This is a genomic window from Metabacillus sp. B2-18, from assembly GCF_021117275.1.
Lineage (GTDB): Bacteria > Bacillota > Bacilli > Bacillales > Bacillaceae > Metabacillus.
Map to the genome: position 1 here is coordinate 639,660 of NZ_CP088245.1, position 22,358 is coordinate 662,017.

A 22,358-nucleotide genomic window follows, 5' to 3' on the forward strand; every position below is an offset into this window, starting at 1 on the left:
TAGCACACCACACATTCTTAAAAAGTTAAGCTTCAATCCCGATAAGTTGGCCATTAATAAATGCAGTTAAGTTTTCCAAATTAGGAACTATAATTGTTTGTTTTGATATGAACTTTGATAAATCATATTTTTCTGCTAGTCTACTTCCGAGTATAATCGTTGGCTTATGATCTAACATCTCAAGTGTTTGAATGTATTCTGGTAGATTTTTTAGATGATGTGAAACTGTTACTGATAAGCAAATCAAATCAGGCTTAGATTTATTTGCATAGTAAATGGCATGTTGTAACGGTAAATTAGGACCTAAATATTTTACATTCCAAGAGTTTTGTTTGAAAATTGATGCTGCCATCTTTATCCCAACATAGTGCTCTTCACCTTCAATACAGAATAGCATAACCTGCTTTTGACTTCTTATCACTTGCTCATCATTCTGGTCTAAGTGAAAATCGAGCTTTGTTAAAACATAATCAGCTGTTCCTGTAGCTAAATGCTCATCAGCAACACCTATTTCATCAATTTCCCATAAGTAACCTATATAATATAATGCTTCTTTAATAACATTTTCATAGATGTAGAGGGAGGTAAATCCTTCATGTAAAAGCTTCTCAATTAATTTAAATGAATTTACAGTATCACCAAGTAAAAGAAATTGAGAAAACTTTTTTGTTAAATCAGTCATGTTTGTCAGTCCTTTCTGATTTAATCTACCTCCTATTATACTCTTTCCTTCATTGTTCTTCATCTTTTAATAGGAAGAAAATAATGGTGGGTTTCGTTATATTTTTGTAAAGTTATAAGACACATTAGGTTACAGAAGACATTTATTCTTTCCCTATTTTCGAGTCTCTTAAACTAATTTTTATAAAAAAGAGCATGTCCGATTCTCCTCCCAATACCTAAACTAAAACTTATCTATTTTAATTTGTGGCGAAAATGTGGACGTATTTAGATAAATTCCATAATTTGAACTATACATCTTTTCTCAATTGTTTTTTTGTGATACATTAATTATTGTAGTTGATAATCAATCTCAACAGGGGTGAATCATAGATAAATGAACGTTCTTTTTTTTATCATTTAATGATAATGATTATCATATGTTAATTAAGTGTGAAAAGGCTCTTGGTTTGTCATACTTTTATTTACATATTTACTAGATTCAACTTGGAATAATAATTGGTTAATTGTTGTACTAAGAATAAATAAGTTATGAGGGTTTCAAATGAGATTATGGATGCTAGGAATTGCAGCTATCGTCCTGTCTTTTATTTCGCTATTCATCGGAGCAATTGATATTACACCAATGGATTTGCTTAATTGGGATTCAGACGAAACACATATTTTCCTAATAAGCCGAGTTCCACGGTTAATTGCCATTATATTAGCGGGGGCAGGGATGAGTATTGCCGGCTTAATTATGCAGTCTTTAAGTCGAAATAAATTTGTATCACCAACAACTGCTGGGACATTAGACGCAGCAAGGCTAGGTATTTTAATATCAATGCTATTTTTTACGAATGTAACATACACCCAGCAAGTTATTTTTAGTTTTGCTTTTGCATTAGCTGGAACATTCGTATTTATGCAGATTTTGGATCGTATAAAATTTAAAGATGTTATTTTTGTTCCATTAATCGGGATTATGTATGGGAATATACTATCTTCCATTACAACTTTTTTAGGGTATGAAGCTGATCTGCTTCAAAACCTCTCTTCCTGGCTCATGGGGAGCTTTACTTTGATTATTTCTGGTCGCTATGAACTTTTATATGTTAGTATTCCAGCTATTATATTAGCTTACATTTATGCAAATAAATTTACAGTAGCCGGAATGGGAGAAGATTTTGCGAAAAATCTAGGCTTAAGTTATAAGCTGATTCTAAATATTGGTCTTATTCTTGTTGCAATTATTTCGACAACAGTTGTTCTCACTGTGGGGGTTATTCCATTTTTGGGACTAATTGTACCAAATATTGTTTCTCTTTATTTAGGTGATAACTTACGCAAAACAATACCACATACCGCGGTATTAGGGGTTGTTTTCCTATTAATATGTGATATTTTAGGGCGGATCATTATTCACCCTTATGAGATTCCAGTTAATGTAACAGTGGCAGTGATAGGCAGTGCGATCTTCTTAACGATGCTACTTAGGGGGAGAGCATATGCGAAATAGGACAAAACTGATTTTATTAGTAGCTATTGCTATTGTATGTATCTTGTTTTACGGCTTTTACGATATAAAAGGTGGCTTTGACTATGCTTTTCCAAAGCGTATGCTCCGAGTTTCAGCGATGATTGTAACAGGTGTTGCCATCTCTTATTCAACTGTTGTGTTCCAGACAATCACACATAATCGGATCTTAACACCGTCTGTTATGGGACTTGATTCGATGTATCAAGTCGTACAAACATTAATTTACTTCTTTGCGGGCTCTATGTCAGTTTGGGTGTTAAATAAATACATAAACTTTGGCGCAGCAATTCTTGCAATGGTAGTATTTGCAATGCTTTTATATCGTTTTTTGTTTAGAGCTGATAAGCATCCAATCTATTTTCTTCTACTAATAGGGATGATTATAGGTACACTTCTTGGAAGTTTGGTAACATTTCTACAGGTATTGATTGATCCAGTTGAATATTTAAGTCTTCAAAGCCGTTTGTTTGCAACCTTTACAAATGTAAAGGCTGAGTTATTGTTTGTCTCAATTGGTATTCTATTCTTTGCGTTTCTTTATGGCTACCTTATTATGGGGAAGCTGGATGTTATGTCTCTTGGCCGGGAAAATGCTATGAACCTTGGGATTAACTATGACAGTATGGTTATGAGAATTTTAATTTTATCTTCTGTTTTAATCGCAACATCTACAGCGCTTGTTGGACCAATTACATTTTTTGGATTAATTGTTGCGAATCTTTCCTATCAATATTTGGTCACATATAAACATTCTGTTCACATAATAGGTGCGAGTTTAATCAGTATTATTGCACTCGTTGGTGGGCAATTCCTTGTGGAGCATATCTTTGAATTACGCACAACATTGAGTGTCATTATCAACTTTATCGGTGGTATTTACTTTATTTATCTATTACTTAAGGAAAGTAGGGCAGCAGGATGATTGAAATCAAAGGATTAACAAAGAAATTTGGTAAAAAGCCTGTTGTAGAGGATGTTTCAGTTACGATCCAGCCGGGAACCATTACATCGTTTATAGGGCCGAATGGTGCTGGTAAATCAACTCTTCTTTCTATGGTGAGTCGTTTGTTAGAAGCAGATACAGGTGAAGTACTACTAGATCAGAACAATGTGAAAAAGTGGAAGTCTTCAGAATTTGCAAAGAGAGTATCTATTTTAAGGCAAGCAAACCACCTAAATGTACGATTAACAGTTCGTGAGCTCGTTGCGTTTGGACGCTATCCGTATTCAAAGGGGCGTTTAACAGCTGAAGATGAAACATTTGTTGATCAAGCAATTGATTATATGAATTTAGCAGATATGCAAGACAAATTTTTAGATGAATTATCAGGTGGTCAGAAACAACGGGCATTTATTGCAATGGTCATTGCTCAGGATACGGATTACGTCCTGCTTGATGAGCCTCTAAATAATTTAGATATGAAGCATTCCGTTCAAATTATGAAAATTTTACGCAGATTAGTGGATGAACTTGGAAAAACAGTTGTTATTGTTTTGCATGACATTAACTTTGCATCTGTTTATTCAGATCGTATCGTTGCATTGAAAAATGGTAGGCTGATGAAAAACGGGCTGACTCATGAAATCATAAATTCTGATGCTCTACGTGAAATTTATGATATGGATATTCCTGTTCAAGAGCAGAATGGATGCAGGATTTGTGTTTATTTCAATTCACATACGTAAGACATACAATTAATAATACGCTACCTAGAGAAATCAATTAGATTTCTTTGGGTATTACTTCGGGATTTTTGCTATATTATTGAAATTTTAGAAAAAAATCCAAAATAAATCATGAAAAGTAGTTGACTTAAAAGAATTAATAGATCATAATGATAATCGTTATCAGTGATAATGATTATCATTAACAATATAAATTATAAGAGGGAGAGATATACAAATGAAAAAGACAAATTTATTCATCGCATTGTTAGCAGCTATGGTATTAATGTTAGCTGCATGTGGTTCTAACGAAGAAGCTTCAACAGAACCAGCGAAAAAAGAATCAACTGAAACAGCTGCGGCTGATGATCAAGCAGAAGAAACTACAACTGGGGAAGAAGGTACTACTTATCCATTGACTGTATCTCCAACAGTTGCATCAGTTGAAGGTGAAGAGTCAGGTTCAATTAACTTTGAAGATGTAGAATTTGAAAGTATGCCTGAAAAAATTGCTGTATTCGATTATGGTTTCTTAGATACGTTAGATGCATTAGGTGTTGAAGGAATTGTTGGGGTTGCGAAAGATTCTACCCTACCGGCTCACCTTGAAAAATATGCTTCTGATGAATATAAAAGTGTTGGTGGTTTAAAAGAGCCTTTACTTGAAGATATCGCTGAAATGGCTCCTGATGTTATCTTTATCTCAGGCCGTCAGTCAGCTTATTATGAAGAACTAAAAGAAATTGCTCCAGTTGTATTTGTCGGTACTTCTCAGGATGACTACTGGAACACATTCTTATCATCAGTTGATTTAGCAGCAAAAATGTTTGGTAAGGAAGCAGAAGCTGAAGAATACCTTGCAAAATTTGATTCAGCTTTAGAAGAAATAAAAGCTTTAGCCGGAAACTATGAAACTTCACTAGTAACGATGTATAACGAAGGTAAATTAGCTGGATTCGCAACAAACTCACGTTATGGTTACATTTATGACATTTATGGATTTAAACCAGTAACAGAGGATATCGAATCTTCTTCTCATGGTTCTAATTTCGGATTTGAGGCAATCTTAGAATTCAATCCACAAGTATTATTTGTTATTGACCGTACAGCAGCTGTTGGAGGAGAGTCTAATATTGATGCTGATATGGAAAATGATATTGTAAAGAAAACAGAAGCTTATAAAAATGAAAAAATTGTTTACTTAGATGGTCCACTATGGTACCTGAGTGGTGGAGGCTTACAATCTGAGCTTGCAAAAATTGATGAAGTGTTAGCTGAATTAAAATAATAATTGATAATGAAAAGGATTGTCTTAAATGGTAGTGAAAGCTACCTATAGACAGTCCTTTTTAGTTTTTCCTAAATTAATTAAACGTTTGTTTAATATATCCTTGGTAATATCATACTAGTAGAAAATACAATGGAGGCTTCAATGAAAACACTTATTATTTTAGCACACCCTAGTAAGAATAGTTTTAATGCTTCCATTTCTTATGAGGTGGAAATGCACTTAACCAATAAAGGTCATGAGGTAAGAGTTCGTGATCTATATGCATTAAAGTTTAATCCTGTTTTAGAGGAAGATAACCACACTAATTTTTCACAAAATAAAATAACAGAAGAAATGATAGAAGAACAAAAGAAAATTTTGTGGGCAGAAAACCTTGTGTTTATTTATCCAACGTGGTGGTGTGGTATGCCAGCAATATTAAAGGGATATTTCGATCGAGTGTTTACAAATGGATTTGCATTCAGATATGAGCATTTAAAGGGTGCTGAAGGTTTACTCAAAGAAAAAAAATGTGTTGTGTTTCAAACAACAAGTCAGACGGAGGATTTTATGAAGCCAAACCAGCTTATCTCATCAATGGAAACTTCTATGGATGTGGGAATTCTAGATTATTGTGGAATAAATGTTATTACACACAAATTTTTTTATTCTGTTCCAAATGTAGACAAGGAAGCAAGAGAAAAAATGCTTAAGGAAGTAAAAAGTATTGTAGATATTTTATAATTTATTAATTTTATCCAATCTACTAAGTCGCTTATTATAGCTATGCTTAACTATGTTATAATTTTTATAACATTAAAGGAAAGCGTGGTAGTAATCGTGAAAAAGCTATCATATCTATTAATCGTTATAGGATTAGGAATCGTAGGCTATGCAGGATGGGAGATTTTTGATACTAAAATGCAAACATCGAACTCATTAGCTGAAGCGAAGTCTATTGTAGAATCACCGCCTGACAAAGAAATATATAAAGAAGAAGATGGTACCTTTAAACCGCCAATAGGTGAGGCGATTGGAATCCTGCATATCCCAAGATTAAATGCAGATTTACCTATCGTAGAAGGAACAGATCCTGATGATCTCGAAAAAGGCGTCGGCCATTATAAGGGAAGCTATTATCCTGATGAAAATGGACAAATTGTTTTGTCTGGACATAGAGATACCGTGTTTCGTAAAGCCGGTGAGTTAGAAGTTGGCGATACATTTGAAGTTATAGTACCATATGGAAACTTTGAGTACGAAATTACCGAAACAAAAATCGTTGAAGCCGACGATTTAAGTATTATTACTCTTCAAAATGAGTATGAAGAGCTTTTAGTGACGACTTGCTATCCTTTTAGCTATGTTGGGAATGCTCCACAACGTTATATTATTTATGCAAAAAAGAAAGAAGTATAAGAAGAAACGATTTAGTATGTCATGCTGACTGTGCTAAATCGTTTTTTTATTGTAGGTGTTTTATGGTGCCAATTGCTCTGATTCAAGGATTAGTTTTTTTCGGTACACTATTTTTGATAATGTAACACTAAATTCATATAGAAGAACTAACGGTACAATAACCAGAATATCTGAAATGAAGTCTGGGGGGGTAATAAGTACCGAAACAACAATTAAGAAAAAATAAGAGATTTTTCTTGATTTTGCAAGCCTCTGTGGATTAATGATCCCAAGTCTCGTTAAAAACATAATAATAGCAGGCATTTCAAATAAAAAGCCAAAAGGGACGGTTAGATTAATCATGAATCTAAAATATTTATCCACTGTGAAAAAGGTTTCGAACTGATCTCCTGCAAGTGATTGGAGAAAGGATAAGACAATTGGAAACAGCAGAAAATACCCAAATGCAATTCCTGAAATAAACAAAATGAAGATACCAGGTATAAAAGCTAATGTTACTTTTTGCTCTTCTTTTCTAAGACCTGGCTTAACAAAAAGCCAAATTTGAAATGCAGCAATAGGAATTGTAAATGTAATTGCACTGATTCCTGCAATAGCCATGTAGATCCATAAAATATCACCAGGACCTAAGATTGCTAGTTTATCATTTAGATCTTTTACTAAGAAATGATGAATATCTTGAACGAATAAGAAAGAGATGATGAGAAAAAGAAGAAATGAAGCTAAAGTAATAATTACCCTTTTTCTTAATTCACTTAAATGATCAACAACGTTCATTTCAGTAAGATCCACTTTTTACAACCTCCTTCAGAAGCCTGTATTTAACGAATGATAAAGAAGTAAGCAGGTATGTGACCTGCCTTACTTCTACTGTTTATTAACTACCGGTTTTACTATTAGGTCGCTCAACAGCTTGTAGCTTTGAGTTTTCATCCGCTTTATCATCTTCTTTGTTATCGCCATTAACTAGATCATTTGTGGCTTTTTTAAATTCCTTAAGAGTTGAACCAAAAGCTCGTCCAATTTCAGGAAGCTTTGAAGGCCCAAAAATAATTAGTGCAATGACTAGAATAAGAATTAATCCGGGAATACCAATATTTTGTAGCATCTATCTTCCTCCAATTATCATTAGCTCAATTTTATTCCGTGGCGTTCAAATGCTGCTGCTTCTAGAACAGACATACCTTGTGCCTCGGCAGCCTTGGCAATTGTTTCTGAAAGCTTCGGTGCAAGGTTCGCAGGAGCAGCATAGGACATTTCTCTTGCGCGTGCTGCGTTTCTGCGTTGGAATGGTCCCCAAATAGCAAAGGTCATACCAGGATCTTGAATATTGACAAAAAGTGTGTTTCCATCTGGTGAGAAGATTGGTCCGGCAAATTCAGCATCATTGAAACGGTTTGCTGCAAAAGGATAAACCTTGCCTTCTGGAGTAATTCCCATAATGCGATCTTGTCCACTTCCATCTTCTACGAACCAAAGATCACCCCAAGGAGTACAGCAGATATTATCTGGATATTCCATTTTTTGTGCATCATTTCCTTCATAGAAAAGCTCCAATGTATTAGTATGAGGAACGTAACGGTAAACACGTCCAAGTTTCTTATCACCAGCAGAGGTATCATCAAACCAGAAAACACCCTCTTGGAAGAAAGCACCCTCAAGTCTACTGAATTCGATGCAGTTTTGTTCCTTAGCTTCCTCGCGGCACCAATGAGGATCTACTTCCTTCCATACAAGCTTAAATGTTTGTCCTGTTTTAAAGCTGCTTGCTGATGGATCAGTTACAGCTTCAATTGCTGCTGCATATAGGGTACCGCCTTTTTGTAATGATCCTGGTTTTTGGCTTAAGTCATTAGGTATAAAACGATAGAGGTAGCTTGGGCTTGCATCTTCGGTTAAGTAAACATATCCTGTTGAAGGGTCGATCGCACAAGCTTCGTGAGAAAAGCGACCCATTTCCTTGATTGGCGTTTTGGATAAGTCGTTTTCTGGTTGAAGTGGGTCAACCTCAAATACATATCCGTGGCCTTCGGAACGGTTTTCTTCACATGTTAACCAAGTGCCCCAAGGCGTCGCTCCTCCTGCACAGTTTCGGATTGTTCCTGAAGATGTAACATATTCCTTCCTAACTTCGCGATTTGGACCTACAACGAGAGCTGATGTCCCACCTTGAGCGATAGGGTCATAAGGATTTTTCCCAAATGCTGGACCTCCCGATAACTCATGATTTCGAACAAGAATTGTTGTATTGTTCGGACCTTCAAATGCAGCCATTCCATCGAATTTTCCAGGAATAACTGTTCCGTCTGTCATTAACTCGCCTTGTCTGGAAATAATTTTGTAATGAAAACCTCTTGGTAAATCAAGAATTCCATTTGGATCTGGAAGTAAATCTCCATAACCACCAAATCCGGATGTAGGGTTTCCTTTTCCTTTTCCTTTAGCTTGGGTTGTTGTAGCACCTACAGATAGTAACCCAGTAGTTCCTAGAGACAATGCAACTGTACTCATTCCTCCAACCTTTAGAAAATCGCGACGATTCATACTTTTAAATTCTTTGTTTTCGGTCATCTGAGATTCCCTCCCCATAATTTTGGAGTCAGTTCATTGTTGTGTGTCTATGTACAAACTATCAGTCTTACGTAAACGGAATGTGAAAATTATGTAAATAATTGATGAATTCTGAAAAATGGTAAAAAAGAACCGTATCTATACAAGTGTGTTAATAGTCATAGATACGGCGGCCTATTTATTTAGGTAATAAAGAGAGGATATCTTGTGGAAACGTAGCTTCTACTTTAATAGATTTGTGTGAGATAGGATGAGTTAAAGATATCATTGCAGCATGCAAAGCCTGTCGTTGTAAGAGTTTTTTGTCTCCACCATAAAGGGTATCTCCAATGATTGGATGACCTATTGAACTTAAATGAACGCGGATTTGATGAGTTCTTCCAGTTTCAAGTTGCAGTGATACAACGGACAAGTTTTTCTTTTGGTCATAATGTTCTGTGTGATAGTGTGTTACAGCACTTTGTCCCTTTGGTGAAACTCTTCTTCGAGTAGGATGATGGCGATCCTTGCCAATAGGCTTTTTGATCACACCATTTGGTGGAGATAATCTCCCATTTACAATAGAAATATATGTGCGTTTAATCTTTTTAGTCTGAAGCTCTTGATCTAATAGAGAATGGGCTAAGTCATTCTTAGCAAATACAACTGCACCAGAGGTATCTCTGTCAAGACGATGAATATGTCTTACTCTTATTTTGAGTCCACATGTTTGATAATAGTAAGCTACCCCATTCGCCAAAGTGCCCCTTTGATTTGCCTCATTGGGATGTGTATCAATTCCAGCGGGTTTATTAACAATCAGTAGGTGATCATCTTCATAAAGAACCTTTATTGCATGATCCTCTGGTATGACCCCGTAATCTTCTTCCTTAAATATATGTAAGCATAATTGATCATCTTGGATGAGTTGATGATTCACATCTGCTTTATGATTATTTTTCATAATAGCTGATGTGTTGTTCCACTTTTGAATCAGAGCTTTTGAAGCACCAAGCTTTTGCGTTAATATGTGGAAAACAGTATTGTTTGCCCAGTCTACTGGGATGTTTATTTCGAGCCATTCACCGACACGTTTCATGAAGGTCACCATTCCTTTATTGCATGTTTTGTGTAAAGAAAAGTATACAGAACAATGAATGGATGTACAATCTAGTTCCGGTAACACTTACCTCTAAAATGTTGTTATAGACTATGGTATGCTTATTACAGCTAATAAAAGGTTAATAGGAGAAAAAGGGTGATATAAGTGAAGGTTGTTGTGGCGTCAACGGACGAGCAAGAAAACCACATAGCGGAGTTAGTTGAACAACTGTATACCGAAATTTTTCCGAGGTTCTTTCCAGATGATGAAATTTTCGAGTTAAAAAAACTAAAAGTGCTTCAGCCGCAAGCATCTGATCAGGTATACAATGGGACATTAAAGGATGCATTTCAAATTATTTCAAGCCTTCAAGCATTGATTGCCGTTCTTGACTTAATTAATGATTGTAAAGATGAAAAAGAATATGAAGAAATGTTTGAGCGGAATAGCCAGAACTTAAATGAATATGGTTATTTCTTTCCTTTGTCCTTTTCTCAATTTAAACATGCTGAGAGTAGGGAAGGGAAATTTAGTCAATTCATTAAGCCGGCTAATCACTTCATGATTTAGTTAGTTCTAGTCTAGTTGAAAAAAAGCACGGAATCACATTTGATGTGTGATTTCGTGCTTTTTTTATTACTCAGCTTTCCAATCATTTAATAATGAACGAAATGCTTCTTCTGTATTTGATCCTTCTGAACGTGCTACTTCTTTACCATCTTGATAATGAACAAGAGTAGGTGTTCCAGTTATATTGTATTGTTGCCATGCGTCTTCAAATTCTAATAAATTCAGTTGGTTGATCTCGACACCAACTTCGTCTGCAACTGGCATTAATACAGGGGTTGTTGCTTTACAATGTTCACATAATGGGCTGAAAAAGTAGACAACTGTATCTTCTTTGTTTTCTAACTTCTTTTCCAATTCATCTGGAAGAATTATGTTTTGATAATTAGGGTCATCAAGCTGATCAATTGTTGCTGGATCAAGATCACTCTTTCCATACACATTTCCTTCAGCTTTTTGATTGTTTTGATATGTTGTTACAAAGGCTAGTCCACCAAAAAGAATTAAAATTACTGCACCAAAAATAAGAATCTTTTTCATCTTATCTACCTGCTTTCTTTAGAATTAATAAGCTTGTTATAAAAACGATTGAAAATCCAAATAGCGCTAAAAGAGGAATGGTAATAAAACCTAACCAATTGATGTACTCGCCAGTACAAGGGACTATACCGCATGATACAGAATTTTCTCCTAAAAATGAAACCTTTTGGACTCCGTAATGATAAAGAGAAATACACCCTCCAATTGCAGATAATATAAGTGTATAAAGAGCAATACCTGCATCCTTCTTATAAACACCGATTCCAAGAATAATGACTAAAGGATACATGAAAATTCGTTGATACCAACAAAGCTCACATGGAGTGTATTTTAATATTTCAGAGAAGTAAAGACTTCCTAATGTAGCAATAAATGATGCCATCCATGCTATTGATAATAAATTTTCTACTTGTTTTTTAGTAGAGCTCGACATATCATCCCTCATTCACTAATTTATGTACCATTAAATTATAAATGCTTAGGTAATAGACTGTAAAAGATTACAATAGAAAAAATGGAAGTAACAGGTTAATTTTGAAATTTCTTTGAATTCGAGGTATTTTTGTACTATTTTTTGATCTTTTTCAGATAGGTATTCACTAAAAAAACTTCTAATTATAATTCCTCTTATCTAATCCATACTAACTTTGAAAGGGAGGGATAAGCCTTGAATACAATTCAAGAGTGTATGACAACCAGTGTTGCAACTGTTTCTTCTAATCAAACGATTAAAGAAGCAGCAGAGTTAATGAGTCAAAATAATGTTGGTTCTATTCCTGTGGTTGATAATGGTCAATTAAGAGGAATAATTACTGACCGTGATATTACTCTTCGCTCAACTGCTGAGGGACTTGATAGCAATACATTAGTATCTCAAGTTATGTCAACAAACCTTGTATCAGGTCACACGAGCATGTCAACTGAAGAAGCAGCAAAGGTAATGGCTCAACATCAAATTCGTCGACTTCCAATTGTTGAAAACAATCAATTAGTTGGGATTGTGGCATTAGGTGATTTGGCAACAAATCAAATGTCCGACGAAGCAGCTGGACATGCCTTAACGAATATCTCTGAACAGAATAAAACAAATTAAGACAAAAAGGCCGACTTTGTTGGCCTTTTTTTAATAAGTTTATGAAAAAGGTCATCATATTTTGAATGAAGTATAAAATATTAAACATAAGCTAAGGGAATTAATTATGTTTTTAGAAAGAAAATAAAGGGTAATAGCTAATATTAGGTATGTTCATGCAAATATGAAAAAGGAGTAACAATATGTCCGAAAAGTTAGATTTATCCAAATTCGAAAAAAAGATGATAATACGAAATATTGAGGAAAGTGACATTGATGCGATTATTAAGCTTCAATCGAAGTGCTTTCCTGGAATGGAGCCTTGGAAAAGAGAACATTTAGAAAGTCATCTTGATCATTTTCCGGAAGGGCAATTTTGTGCTGAATTTGAAGGGAAAATCATTGGCTCTTGCTCGAGTTTATTATTGAATTTTGATGAATATGATGACCGACATACATGGGATGACATAACTGATAATGGTTATATTACGAACCATGATCCTGACGGCTATAATATGTATGGAATTGAAGTAATGGTACATCCTGATTACCGACGTATGAAAATTGGTCACCGTTTATATGAGGCAAGAAAAGATCTTGCAAGGAGATTAAATTTAAAAAGTATTATTATTGGCGGTAGAATTCCTAATTATTATAAATATGCTGACGAACTTTCGCCGAGGGAATATGTTCAGCAGGTTTCTTTACATAAAATTTACGATCCTGTTTTGTCTTTTCAATTATTAAATGAATTTACACTTATGAGGATTAACCCAAATTACTTATCAGATGATTTGGCTTCCTATCAATATGCAACTTTAATGGAATGGAATAATGTTGATTATCAACCAAATACAAAACGTTTTTATAAAACGTCAAATCCTGTTCGTATCTGTGTTGTTCAATATATGATGAAGCAAATTAATTCTTTTGAAGAATTCGCTAAGCAAGTAGAATATTACACAGATGTAGCATCAGATGCTGGCTCAGATTTTGCTGTGTTCCCTGAAATTTTTACTACTCAGCTTATGTCTTTCTTAAATGAACGATCACCTAGTAAAGCGATTCAACGGTTAACTGAATTTACAGAAGAGTATATTGAATTGTTCACAGAACTGGCTGTAAGGTACAATATAAACATTATTGGTGGATCACATGTAGTTGAAGAAGAAGGGCAGATTTATAATATAGCTTATCTTTTTAGACGAGATGGAACAATTGAAAAGCAATATAAGCTTCATATTACCCCTAATGAAAGAAAATGGTGGGGTATTAGTCGGGGTGATCAGGTAAAAGTTTTCAACACAGATTGTGGAAAAATTGCCATACAAATTTGTTATGATATTGAATTCCCAGAGTTAGCGAGAATTGCCACAGACAAAGGGGCGAAAATTATATTTACCCCTTTCTGTACAGAAGATCGTCAAGGCTACTTACGAGTTCGATACTGTGCTCAAGCACGTGCAGTAGAAAATCAAATTTATACCGTGATTGCAGGTACAGTAGGAAATCTTCCGCAAACTGAGAACATGGATATTCAATATGCACAATCTGCCATCTTCGCACCTTCTGATTTTGAATTTGCTCGTGATGGAATTGTTGGTGAATGTAACCCGAATATTGAAATGGTTATCATCGGTGACGTAGATCTTGAGATTTTAAGACGCCAACGCCAATCAGGGACAGTTAATCAATTAAAAGATAGAAGGAAAGATATTTATTCAATTAATTATAAGAAGTAATTTAGGAAAAGCCAACTCACTTGGGTTGGCTTTTTGGTATAGGCTTACTTAAATATTATTAGACAAGATCTGTCACAATAGAGGTATCGTAACAAAATAATAAATATGATAATCCTTAAAGTTTGTTAATTCTGACTCAATTGAAAAGTGTTTTAATATAACTCTTAAAGAAACTTTAAAGGAAATCCTCGGAATTTGTAGAAATTCAATTATAACTAACGTATTTTTATATGCTAAAATATAATTGATTTTTACTAAATTTTGAAAAAAACTCCTAGGAGGTAAAAATGAGCTGGGAACAGAACTATCAACGTTGGAATAATAAACAAGACTTAGATTCAGAGCTGAAAAATCTTTTAATTAGTATGGAAGGTAATGAAAAGGCTTTAGAAGATTGCTTTTATAAAGATTTAGAGTTTGGAACAGGCGGTATGCGTGGTGAAATTGGACCAGGTACAAACCGTATGAACATATATACAGTGCGTAAAGCATCCGAAGGTTTAGCAACTTACATAGAAACATTTGGTGAAGATGCAAAAAAAAGAGGTGTTGCGATTGCATACGACTCTCGTCATAAATCTCCTGAGTTTGCAATGGAAGCTGCAAAAACATTATCTTCTCATGGTATTCAAACCTATGTATTTGAAGAGTTGCGCCCAACTCCTGAGCTTTCATTTGCAGTTCGCCATTTAAATGCTTTTTCTGGAATCGTTGTTACAGCTAGCCATAACCCTCCAGAGTATAACGGATATAAAGTGTATGGAGAAGATGGGGGACAATTGCCGCCTGCTGCAGCTGATACGGTTATTTCATATGTTAATAAAGTGAAAGATGAGTTATTAATAAATGTAAAAGATGAAGCTGAATTAAAAGCACAGGGTTTGATCAAAATGCTTGGTGAAGAGATTGATCAAGCTTATACAGAAAAATTAACGACTATTTCTGTAAATCCACAACTTTCAAAAGAAGTAGATGTGAAGGTTGTTTTCACACCTTTACATGGAACTGCAAATAAGCCAGTTAGAAGAGGCTTGGAAGCACTAGGGTATCAAAATGTGACAGTCGTAAAAGAACAAGAATTACCTGATCCAAATTTCTCGACTGTAAAATCTCCGAATCCAGAGGAGCATGATGCCTTTATTTTAGCAATAAGAGACGGAGAAGCCATTAATGCTGATGTTTTAATTGGGACAGACCCGGATGCTGACCGCCTTGGTGTTGCTGTGAAAAATAATGATGGAGAATATGTTGTGCTTACTGGAAATCAAACAGGTGCATTGCTTCTTCATTATTTACTCTCTCAGAAAAAAGGCAATGGAACACTTCCGAGTAATGGGGTTGTGTTAAAAACAATTGTAACTTCAGAAATTGGTCGTGATATCGCGACATCTTTCGGTCTTGACACAATTGATACATTGACTGGTTTCAAATTCATTGGGGAAAAAATCAATGAATATGAACGAACAGGTCAATATGAATTTCAATTCGGATATGAAGAAAGCTATGGCTATTTAATTGGGGATTTTGCACGTGATAAAGATGCAGTACAGGCAGCATTATTATCGGTTGAAGTAGCTGCTTTCTATAAGAAAAAAGGTCTCACTTTGTATCAAGGTCTACTAGAAATCTTCAAGGAGTATGGCTATTACAAAGAAGGCTTACAATCACTTACATTAAAAGGAAAAGAAGGAGCAGAGCAGATTCAAAGTATCCTTCAATCGTTTAGATCAAATCCTCCAACTGAAGTTGCTGGTAAGAAAATTGTTACCATTGAGGATTATAAATCAAGTGAACGTCAAAATGTTACTGCTAATGCAACCGAAAAAATTAATTTACCAGGCTCAAATGTATTAAAGTACATTCTTGATGATAATTCATGGTTCTGTGTTCGACCATCTGGTACTGAGCCAAAAGCTAAATTCTACTTTGGGGTTAAGTGTGAAACACTTGAGCAAAGTGAACAGCAATTAGCCGCTTTAGAAGCTGGTGTAATGGAAAAAGTAAATGATTTAATTGCTACTCTAAGTAAATAGTCAGCAGGCGGACAACATTAGTTGTCCGCTTTCTTTCGTTTTTTATACTCCGAAGGTCGTAGAAAAATTCATACAGATAGAGAAGGTCGTAGCAGCTAAGATGTTGCTATAATAAAATTAAGAAAAGGATTACGGGAGAAGAGATATGAGGGGAAAAGATAATCGAATCCATGAGTTAAATACATTAAAAACAATAGCTGAGAAACTAAACGAAGCAACAGATGTTGAGGAAATGTTGAGCGACGTGTTAAGAGAGTTACTCGATGTGACAGAGCTACCGACTGGGTGGATATTTTTAATAGATGAAAAAGGTCATTATGAATTAGCAGCTGATTATGCTTTACCTGCTGCATTGATGAGGGAGCAAAAGAGACCGATGTGTCAGGGAGGCTGCTGGTGTCTTGATCAGTATCAGGATGGAAGGTTGAAGAAAGCTGTTAATATCATCTCATGTAAACGTATTGAAGAAGCAATCGAACACAAATGGGGAAATACAATGGGAATTACACATCATGCAACAGTGCCTTTACGGGCAGGAAACGAAAAATTTGGTGTTCTAAATGTAGCCTCTCCTCATAAAAAGAAGTTTACAGAAGAAGAGTTGGCGTTGTTGGAGTCAGTTGCTTTTCAAATTGGGACAGCGATGAAGCGGATACAGCTTGTTGAGAAAGAAAGATCTCATGCATTAACTGAGGAGAGAAATAGACTTGCTCAAGATTTACATGATTCAGTTAATCAACTATTATTTTCGATTATGTTAACAGCACGCGGAACAAAGGAGATGACGGAGCAAGAAGATGTGAAAGAAATGTTGACCTATATGCAGGAGCTCTCTCAAGAAGCTTTAACTGAAATGAAAGGCCTCATCTGGCAACTTAGGCCACAGGGGTTAGAAAATGGTATTACGGCTGCATTATGCAATTATGCAAATGTATTAGGATTAAAGCTTGAATGCAATATTGAAGGTGTATGTACACTTCCAAATCATATAGAAGAAGAGTTATGGAAGATCGGGCAAGAGGCATTAAATAACTGTAAAAAGCATGCTGAAACAAATGAAATCAGCTTTGAGCTAAGTAAAACAGAATCTACTGTGATGATGGTAGTTGAGGATAACGGAAGAGGTTTTCATTACGATGAGAGCACTTCAATTCCCTCTTTAGGGCTAAAAGGGATGAGAGAAAGAGTAACAAAATTAAAAGGGCGATTCTCATTACAAAGCACACTAGGCATTGGCACGAAGATTGAAATTAACATTCCGTTAAAATGAGAGGTTTAGAAAATGACGAAAATAAAAGTGGTTATTGCAGATGATCATCATATGGTACGAAGAGGATTGCTCTTTTTTCTTAAAACGCAACAAGATATAGAGGTAATAGGTGAGGCGAAAAATGGTCAGGAAGCGGTGGAAATGGTTTCAAAGCTAAATCCTGATGTTGTATTAATGGATCTATCGATGCCGGTTATGGATGGAGTGATGGCAACAAAAGCAATAAGAGAAGCCGGTCATGCAGTTAAAATTATCATCCTAACTAGCTATGCAGATCAAGATCATGTCATTCCCGCAATTCGTGCTGGAGCATCTGGTTATCAATTAAAAGATATTGAGCCGGATGAACTTGTCCAAACAATACGAGATGTATTAAAGGGAGAAAGTAAGTTGCATCAAAAGGTAACGTCACATGTCATAACACATCTCTCCGGGTTAAATTCAAGTCAACAAACAAAGCTGGATGAATTAACAAGACGAGAGAAGGAAGTTTTGAACGAGCTCGCAAAAGGGAAAAGCAATAAAGAAATAGCAAGTGCATTGTATATTACCGAAAAAACAGTTAAAACGCATATATCAAATATTCTCTCAAAATTACAGCTTTCTGATCGGACTCAAGCAGCTATTTATGCTGTGAAAAATGGATACTTAGAAAAAGATTAAAGGAGTAGATTAACATGGATTTGTTAGTGTTGAATGGTGGGCCAAGAAAAACTGGAAGAACGAAAATGGCCGCATCTTTTATAGAGAAAACATACAATGCCAATACGTTTGATTTAAGTGAAAAAGAACTGCCACTATTTAATGGAGACGAATCTCGTGCTCAGCTTCAAGTGATTCAGGAATTAAAAAAAGCTGTCTCTGACGCAGATGCTGTTGTTCTACTATCACCAGAGTATCATAACGGAATGAGCGGAGCTTTAAAGAATGCCCTAGATTTTTTAAGTAGTGAACAGTTTTCCAATAAGCCTGTTGCAATCATATCAGTAGCAGGTGGTGGCAAGGGAGGAATCAACGCTTTAAATAACATGAGAACAGTCATGAGAGGTGTATATGCACATGTGATTCCAAAACAAGTGGTCCTCGATCCTCATTGTTTTAATTATGATCAAAAAGGCTTGGTCGAGGAATCAGCTACACTTGTTCACTCATTAATAAAAGAATTAATGTTATACACAGAAGCATTTCAAAAAATTAGTTAATAAAAAAGACTGACTAAGGATTGTATAGACGATACTATCCTAGTCAGTCTTTTTTTACTGTAAAAATTCTAATTCAGGTTCTTCCTCGACAGCGTGATCGATATATCTTAACAATGAATAAAGCTGTTTTTCAACTTCTGTATAGTCATGTTCAAAATTATAGGCATGTAGAAAATGCTCAATTTTTTTTGACAAAAAATCATCTTTAGTACGGACCATAAGAATAAGCAAGTTATCCCATTGTGAACGATGTGTGTAATATAATGCTTTATCATAATCTACACTGTTCATTTTTTATAATCCCTCCTTCTTAAGGAGATAAGATTATTGTATGTGATAAGAGCTTTTTTTTACTGTGTAAAACTTGGTGTTGTTGTCATAGAGCCTATGGAAGTCATTACCCTTATAAAAAGAAATTAAAGAGGAAACCTAAGGCGAAAAAGGGGGTAAAAATGGTAAAGAAAGTAATAGTCTTTTTGGTTATTTTCCTCTTCGTACAGAATGTGAAAGCCGAAGAGACTGAAATGTATACATATAAATCAATGAAAACTGAGATGTTAGAACTTTCTAAACGATATGGGCTAGAAGTAAAAGAATTTGGACATTCAGAATTTGGGCGAGACCTCCTTGCTATAAAAGTTGGTAAAGGAAAGAGGTCTATCTTAATAACAGGAAGTCATCATGGTCGAGAGTGGCTCTCAACACATATCATTATGGCAATGATTAAGGAATATGCAATTGCTTATAAGCAAAAGCAAACATTTCTTGGGCATAATCTGAATATATTAGATGATGTATCGATATGGTTTGTCCCGATGGTTAATCCAGATGGAGTGACCATACAGCAGCAGGGGATTGATCACTTTCCGTTTCTTCTTCAGGAAATATTCGTTGATATGAACGAAGGTGAAAGAAATTTTTTAAGATGGAAAGCCAACGCACTTGGAGTGGACTTAAATAGACAATATCCTGCTGGGTGGGAGAATATTAAAGGTGATACAGGTTATGCTTCTTATTCTCACTACAAAGGGAAAAAAACTTTTGAAGCAAAAGAGACTAGGGCGCTAGTGGATTTTACCGAGGAAATCCAGCCTCTTACATCAGCTGCATATCATACTTCAGGACGTGAGCTTTATTGGTACTATTATAATGAGTTAAGCAATCTTCAAAGAGATCATGAATTAGTTGATAAAATTGCAAAAAAAACAGGATATGAAGTTTCTTACCCACCTTTTAATGCAATCGGGGGTGGGTATACAGATTGGTTTATTCAAACATATCAAAGACCTGCACTCACGATTGAGCTCAGTTATCTAGTTAAAGAAACAAACCCTCCATTATCAGTGTTTTTAGAGGAATGGAAGAGAAACAAAGAAGTTGCATTAATTATGTGTGAGTTTGCAAAAGAAGAATTAGTCGAAAAATAATAACCTGCGAATATGAAAAGTGAAAAAGGGGACATTAATAAAAAATGTTCTATGGAGGAAAAAATGAAGAAAAATTCTCTGTCTAAACTCTTAATTACATTTGTAGCATTATTTATAGTACTAACAGCAGGAATGAAAGCATATGGAGAACCAAATCCGGATGAAACTGACTACAAAAAATGGAGTCAAATTGCAGTTTCCTCTGTAAAAGAAAAATACCCCGATGCTGAACTAACTGATTATAAATATGTGGGGCGTAAGGAAGTTAACGAAAATGAAACAAGGGATACATTTCATATTAAATGTACTCAAAAAAACAGATCATTTATTGTAAAAGCTGATGTTGTGTTCAATCCAACAAACGGAAAGCTTATTACTGTTAATATAGAAGAACTTAGAGAAGGTGGACTTTAATCGTCACCTTCTCCTTATTTATTTAATGAAAAGTAACTTAACAGAGCAGACTGATTTTTGGAAACATCTGCTAAAGTATATTGATCTAAGACTTCCAAGTATGCTTGAAGTGCCTTATTTAAAACATGTTTAAGTCCGCATGCCGGTGAAATAACACATTGATTATTTTCCTTATCAAAGCATTCAACAAGATGAAAGTCTTCCTCAGTTTTGCGTACAATTTCACCTATATTTATTTCCTCAGGTAATTTTGCTAATCGAATTCCACCATTTCTACCGCGGATCGTTTCAATTACATTCATTTTTCCAAGCTCATATGTTACCTTCATTAAATGGTTTTTAGAAATATTATAAATCTCTGCAATTTCTTTGATGTTAGAGAGTTCTTCCTTTGGTTTTGTTGCTAAATATACTAGGACTCTTAATGAGTAATCTGTATAAAGAGTTAAGCGCATTTATATAACCTCACAGTTTTTAATGTAGAACCAAGTTATGTTGATTATATTGCTATATTATCACAACTTTATTTCTGCGCACGAAATATGTTCGAAAATGTGACAGCTTTTTAAAAGATGCATCTAAAATATTGCTTTAAGAGAGGGAGGTAACCTATGATAAAGATGTATTTAAAATACTACTTTAGAGGTGGATAAAATGTTATCCAATAAAACAATTGAAATTGTCAAATCAACAGCAACTGTTCTAGCTGATCGAGGAACAGAGATTACAACTCATTTTTATAACAGTTTATTTAATGATTACCCAGAGCTATTAAATATTTTTAACCACGCAAATCAAAAGCAAGGAAGACAACAAGCAGCTCTTGCAAACACAGTTTATGCAGCAGCTACATATATCGATCAATTAGAAGTACTTTTACCAGCTGTAAAGCAAATTGCTCATAAACATAGAAGCTTAAATGTAAAGAAGGAACATTATCCAATCGTAGGAGAATATTTATTAAAGGCAATCAAAGAGGTGTTAGGAGATGTGGCTACACCAGAAATCATTGAGGCATGGGGAGAAGCTTATCATGTGATTGCTCAAGTATTTATTGATGTGGAGCAGGAAATGTATGTTCAAGCAAAAGAAGAAGCATGGGATGAATTCAGACCATTCCGTGTAGTAAATAAAGTAAAAGAAAGCTCACTTATTACCTCTTTTTATTTAGAGCCGGTTGATGGTTCAAAAGTTCCGAATTTTATTCCAGGACAATTTGTGACAGTCCGCCTTGCTATCCCAGGTGAAAAATATCTTTTTAACAGACAATACAGCTTATCTGATGCACCTGGTAAAAATAGATTCAGAATCTCTGTTAAAAGAGAAAGAGACCATGTCAAAGAAGATGGAACGGTATCTAACTATTTGCATGATTTCATAAACATAAATGACGAAATTGAATTAACAGCTCCAGCCGGTGATTTTGTACTAGAAGATCAAAAGAATCAAACAGTTTATTTAATAAGTGGTGGTGTTGGGGTTACACCAATGATGAGTATGCTAAACTATTTGGCTGATTCTCAATCTGAAAGAGAAGTAACATTTATACATGCAGCAAAAGATGGAGAAGTTCATGCTTTCGCCGAGGAAACACAAAAAAGCATTCAGTCTTTAGCAAATGCGAAGGAATATATAATATACGAAACGCCGAATGAGCAAGATCTTAAGAATCAAAACTTTGTAGCAAAAGGGTATATTAATGCAGAGCTTCTGAATAAATTAATAGATAAAAAGGGAGCTTTTTATATCTGTGGTCCGGTAGCTTTCATGAAAAATGTGATTGGATATCTAGAAAATATTGGCGTTGAAACAGAAAATATTCATTATGAATTTTTTGGTCCATCGGTTAGTTTGAAGGATTATCAGAATGTTTGAAATGTGAAAT

The 22,358-nt window shown here is 34.9% G+C and carries 25 protein-coding genes; 16 read left to right on the plus strand and 9 right to left on the minus strand.

The genetic code is table 11. The features are described from left to right. Positions 1 to 25 precede the first annotated feature (25 nt). Positions 26 to 682, minus strand: a complete 657-nt coding sequence (locus LPC09_RS03325; RefSeq protein ID WP_231308974.1) for a cobalamin B12-binding domain-containing protein — start codon at positions 680 to 682, stop codon at positions 26 to 28. Between the two features lie 543 nt (positions 683 to 1,225). On the opposite strand from LPC09_RS03325, the gene LPC09_RS03330 reads away from it, so the two are divergent. The 6 genes from LPC09_RS03330 (at position 1,226) to LPC09_RS03355 (ending at position 6,554) form a co-directional block, all read left to right on the plus strand. Next, on the plus strand, positions 1,226 to 2,179 hold the full coding sequence (locus tag LPC09_RS03330; protein ID WP_231308975.1) for an ABC transporter permease: 954 nt from the start codon (positions 1,226 to 1,228) through the stop codon (positions 2,177 to 2,179). Further along, positions 2,169 to 3,122: an iron chelate uptake ABC transporter family permease subunit gene (locus LPC09_RS03335; protein ID WP_231308976.1), complete on the plus strand. Its 954-nt coding sequence runs from the start codon at positions 2,169 to 2,171 to the stop codon at positions 3,120 to 3,122. The genes LPC09_RS03330 and LPC09_RS03335 overlap by 11 nt, the downstream gene beginning before the upstream one ends. Further along, on the plus strand, positions 3,119 to 3,886 hold the full coding sequence (locus LPC09_RS03340; RefSeq protein WP_231308977.1) for an iron ABC transporter ATP-binding protein: 768 nt from the start codon (positions 3,119 to 3,121) through the stop codon (positions 3,884 to 3,886). Before LPC09_RS03335 ends, LPC09_RS03340 begins: the two co-directional genes overlap by 4 nt. Before the next feature lie 217 nt (positions 3,887 to 4,103). Beyond that, positions 4,104 to 5,153: a siderophore ABC transporter substrate-binding protein gene (locus LPC09_RS03345; RefSeq protein ID WP_231308978.1), complete on the plus strand. Its 1,050-nt coding sequence runs from the start codon at positions 4,104 to 4,106 to the stop codon at positions 5,151 to 5,153. A gap of 144 nt (positions 5,154 to 5,297) precedes the next feature. Further along, positions 5,298 to 5,879: an NAD(P)H-dependent oxidoreductase gene (locus LPC09_RS03350; protein WP_231308979.1), complete on the plus strand. Its 582-nt coding sequence runs from the start codon at positions 5,298 to 5,300 to the stop codon at positions 5,877 to 5,879. Positions 5,880 to 5,972: 93 nt separating this feature from the next. Next, on the plus strand, positions 5,973 to 6,554 hold the full coding sequence (locus LPC09_RS03355) for a class D sortase (RefSeq protein WP_379053214.1): 582 nt from the start codon (positions 5,973 to 5,975) through the stop codon (positions 6,552 to 6,554). Between the two features lie 60 nt (positions 6,555 to 6,614). On the opposite strand, the gene tatC is transcribed toward LPC09_RS03355, so the two are convergent. The 4 genes from tatC to LPC09_RS03375 all read right to left on the minus strand — a co-directional run bounded on the left by tatC (position 6,615) and on the right by LPC09_RS03375 (position 10,203). Further along, positions 6,615 to 7,331 (minus strand): twin-arginine translocase subunit TatC, encoded by a 717-nt coding sequence (gene tatC, locus LPC09_RS03360; protein WP_442920029.1) that lies wholly within the window; start codon positions 7,329 to 7,331, stop codon positions 6,615 to 6,617. A 100-nt stretch (positions 7,332 to 7,431) separates the two neighbouring features. After that, complete coding sequence (locus LPC09_RS03365) at positions 7,432 to 7,662, minus strand: twin-arginine translocase TatA/TatE family subunit (RefSeq protein WP_231308981.1); 231 nt, start codon at positions 7,660 to 7,662, stop codon at positions 7,432 to 7,434. Between the two features lie 20 nt (positions 7,663 to 7,682). Continuing rightward, on the minus strand, positions 7,683 to 9,125 hold the full coding sequence (locus LPC09_RS03370) for an alkaline phosphatase PhoX (protein WP_098798656.1): 1,443 nt from the start codon (positions 9,123 to 9,125) through the stop codon (positions 7,683 to 7,685). A 178-nt stretch (positions 9,126 to 9,303) separates the two neighbouring features. Next, positions 9,304 to 10,203 (minus strand): RluA family pseudouridine synthase, encoded by a 900-nt coding sequence (locus LPC09_RS03375; RefSeq protein ID WP_098798655.1) that lies wholly within the window; start codon positions 10,201 to 10,203, stop codon positions 9,304 to 9,306. Between the two features lie 168 nt (positions 10,204 to 10,371). On the opposite strand from LPC09_RS03375, the gene LPC09_RS03380 reads away from it, so the two are divergent. Beyond that, the gene (locus LPC09_RS03380) at positions 10,372 to 10,776 is read left to right on the plus strand and encodes a DUF5365 family protein (protein ID WP_098798654.1); all 405 of its coding nucleotides are present in this window, start codon (positions 10,372 to 10,374) and stop codon (positions 10,774 to 10,776) included. Positions 10,777 to 10,842: 66 nt separating this feature from the next. Here the strand turns inward: LPC09_RS03380 and LPC09_RS03385 are convergent, their stop codons facing one another. Continuing rightward, positions 10,843 to 11,313, minus strand: a complete 471-nt coding sequence (locus LPC09_RS03385) for a thioredoxin family protein (RefSeq protein WP_231308982.1) — start codon at positions 11,311 to 11,313, stop codon at positions 10,843 to 10,845. A gap of 1 nt (position 11,314) precedes the next feature. Continuing rightward, positions 11,315 to 11,746 carry a disulfide oxidoreductase gene (locus LPC09_RS03390; protein WP_231308983.1) on the minus strand — a complete coding sequence of 144 codons (432 nt, stop codon included), beginning with the start codon at positions 11,744 to 11,746 and terminating at the stop codon, positions 11,315 to 11,317. Between the two features lie 255 nt (positions 11,747 to 12,001). Here LPC09_RS03390 and LPC09_RS03395 point away from each other — a divergent pair, with 255 nt between their 5' ends. The 6 genes from LPC09_RS03395 (at position 12,002) to LPC09_RS03420 (ending at position 18,632) form a co-directional block, all read left to right on the plus strand. Next, positions 12,002 to 12,406 (plus strand): CBS domain-containing protein, encoded by a 405-nt coding sequence (locus LPC09_RS03395; RefSeq protein WP_442920030.1) that lies wholly within the window; start codon positions 12,002 to 12,004, stop codon positions 12,404 to 12,406. A gap of 182 nt (positions 12,407 to 12,588) precedes the next feature. Next, a complete protein-coding gene (locus LPC09_RS03400) occupies positions 12,589 to 14,127 on the plus strand; it encodes a bifunctional GNAT family N-acetyltransferase/carbon-nitrogen hydrolase family protein (protein ID WP_231308985.1) in 1,539 nt (512 codons plus the stop codon). A gap of 287 nt (positions 14,128 to 14,414) precedes the next feature. Continuing rightward, complete coding sequence (locus tag LPC09_RS03405) at positions 14,415 to 16,160, plus strand: phospho-sugar mutase (protein WP_231308986.1); 1,746 nt, start codon at positions 14,415 to 14,417, stop codon at positions 16,158 to 16,160. Between the two features lie 145 nt (positions 16,161 to 16,305). Then, entirely contained in the window at positions 16,306 to 17,430 is a 1,125-nt protein-coding gene (locus LPC09_RS03410) for a GAF domain-containing sensor histidine kinase (RefSeq protein ID WP_231308987.1), read from the plus strand. Positions 17,431 to 17,442: 12 nt separating this feature from the next. After that, entirely contained in the window at positions 17,443 to 18,093 is a 651-nt protein-coding gene (locus LPC09_RS03415; protein ID WP_098798647.1) for a response regulator, read from the plus strand. A 14-nt stretch (positions 18,094 to 18,107) separates the two neighbouring features. Beyond that, positions 18,108 to 18,632, plus strand: coding sequence for an NADPH-dependent FMN reductase (locus LPC09_RS03420; protein WP_098798646.1), 525 nt, complete (start codon positions 18,108 to 18,110; stop codon positions 18,630 to 18,632). A gap of 54 nt (positions 18,633 to 18,686) precedes the next feature. Here the strand turns inward: LPC09_RS03420 and LPC09_RS03425 are convergent, their stop codons facing one another. Further along, positions 18,687 to 18,923 carry a YhdB family protein gene (locus tag LPC09_RS03425; RefSeq protein ID WP_212136016.1) on the minus strand — a complete coding sequence of 79 codons (237 nt, stop codon included), beginning with the start codon at positions 18,921 to 18,923 and terminating at the stop codon, positions 18,687 to 18,689. A 161-nt stretch (positions 18,924 to 19,084) separates the two neighbouring features. Here LPC09_RS03425 and LPC09_RS03430 point away from each other — a divergent pair, with 161 nt between their 5' ends. Together LPC09_RS03430 and LPC09_RS03435 are read left to right on the plus strand one after the other, a co-directional pair. Beyond that, entirely contained in the window at positions 19,085 to 20,059 is a 975-nt protein-coding gene (locus LPC09_RS03430) for a M14 family zinc carboxypeptidase (RefSeq protein WP_231308988.1), read from the plus strand. A 63-nt stretch (positions 20,060 to 20,122) separates the two neighbouring features. Then, positions 20,123 to 20,473, plus strand: a complete 351-nt coding sequence (locus LPC09_RS03435; RefSeq protein WP_176551164.1) for a DUF3889 domain-containing protein — start codon at positions 20,123 to 20,125, stop codon at positions 20,471 to 20,473. 14 nt (positions 20,474 to 20,487) lie between these two features. Here the strand turns inward: LPC09_RS03435 and LPC09_RS03440 are convergent, their stop codons facing one another. Continuing rightward, positions 20,488 to 20,928: an RrF2 family transcriptional regulator gene (locus LPC09_RS03440; RefSeq protein WP_098798642.1), complete on the minus strand. Its 441-nt coding sequence runs from the start codon at positions 20,926 to 20,928 to the stop codon at positions 20,488 to 20,490. A 199-nt stretch (positions 20,929 to 21,127) separates the two neighbouring features. Between LPC09_RS03440 and hmpA the strand changes: the two genes are divergently transcribed. Then, positions 21,128 to 22,348, plus strand: a complete 1,221-nt coding sequence (gene hmpA, locus LPC09_RS03445) for an NO-inducible flavohemoprotein (RefSeq protein ID WP_231308989.1) — start codon at positions 21,128 to 21,130, stop codon at positions 22,346 to 22,348. Positions 22,349 to 22,358 lie beyond the last annotated feature (10 nt).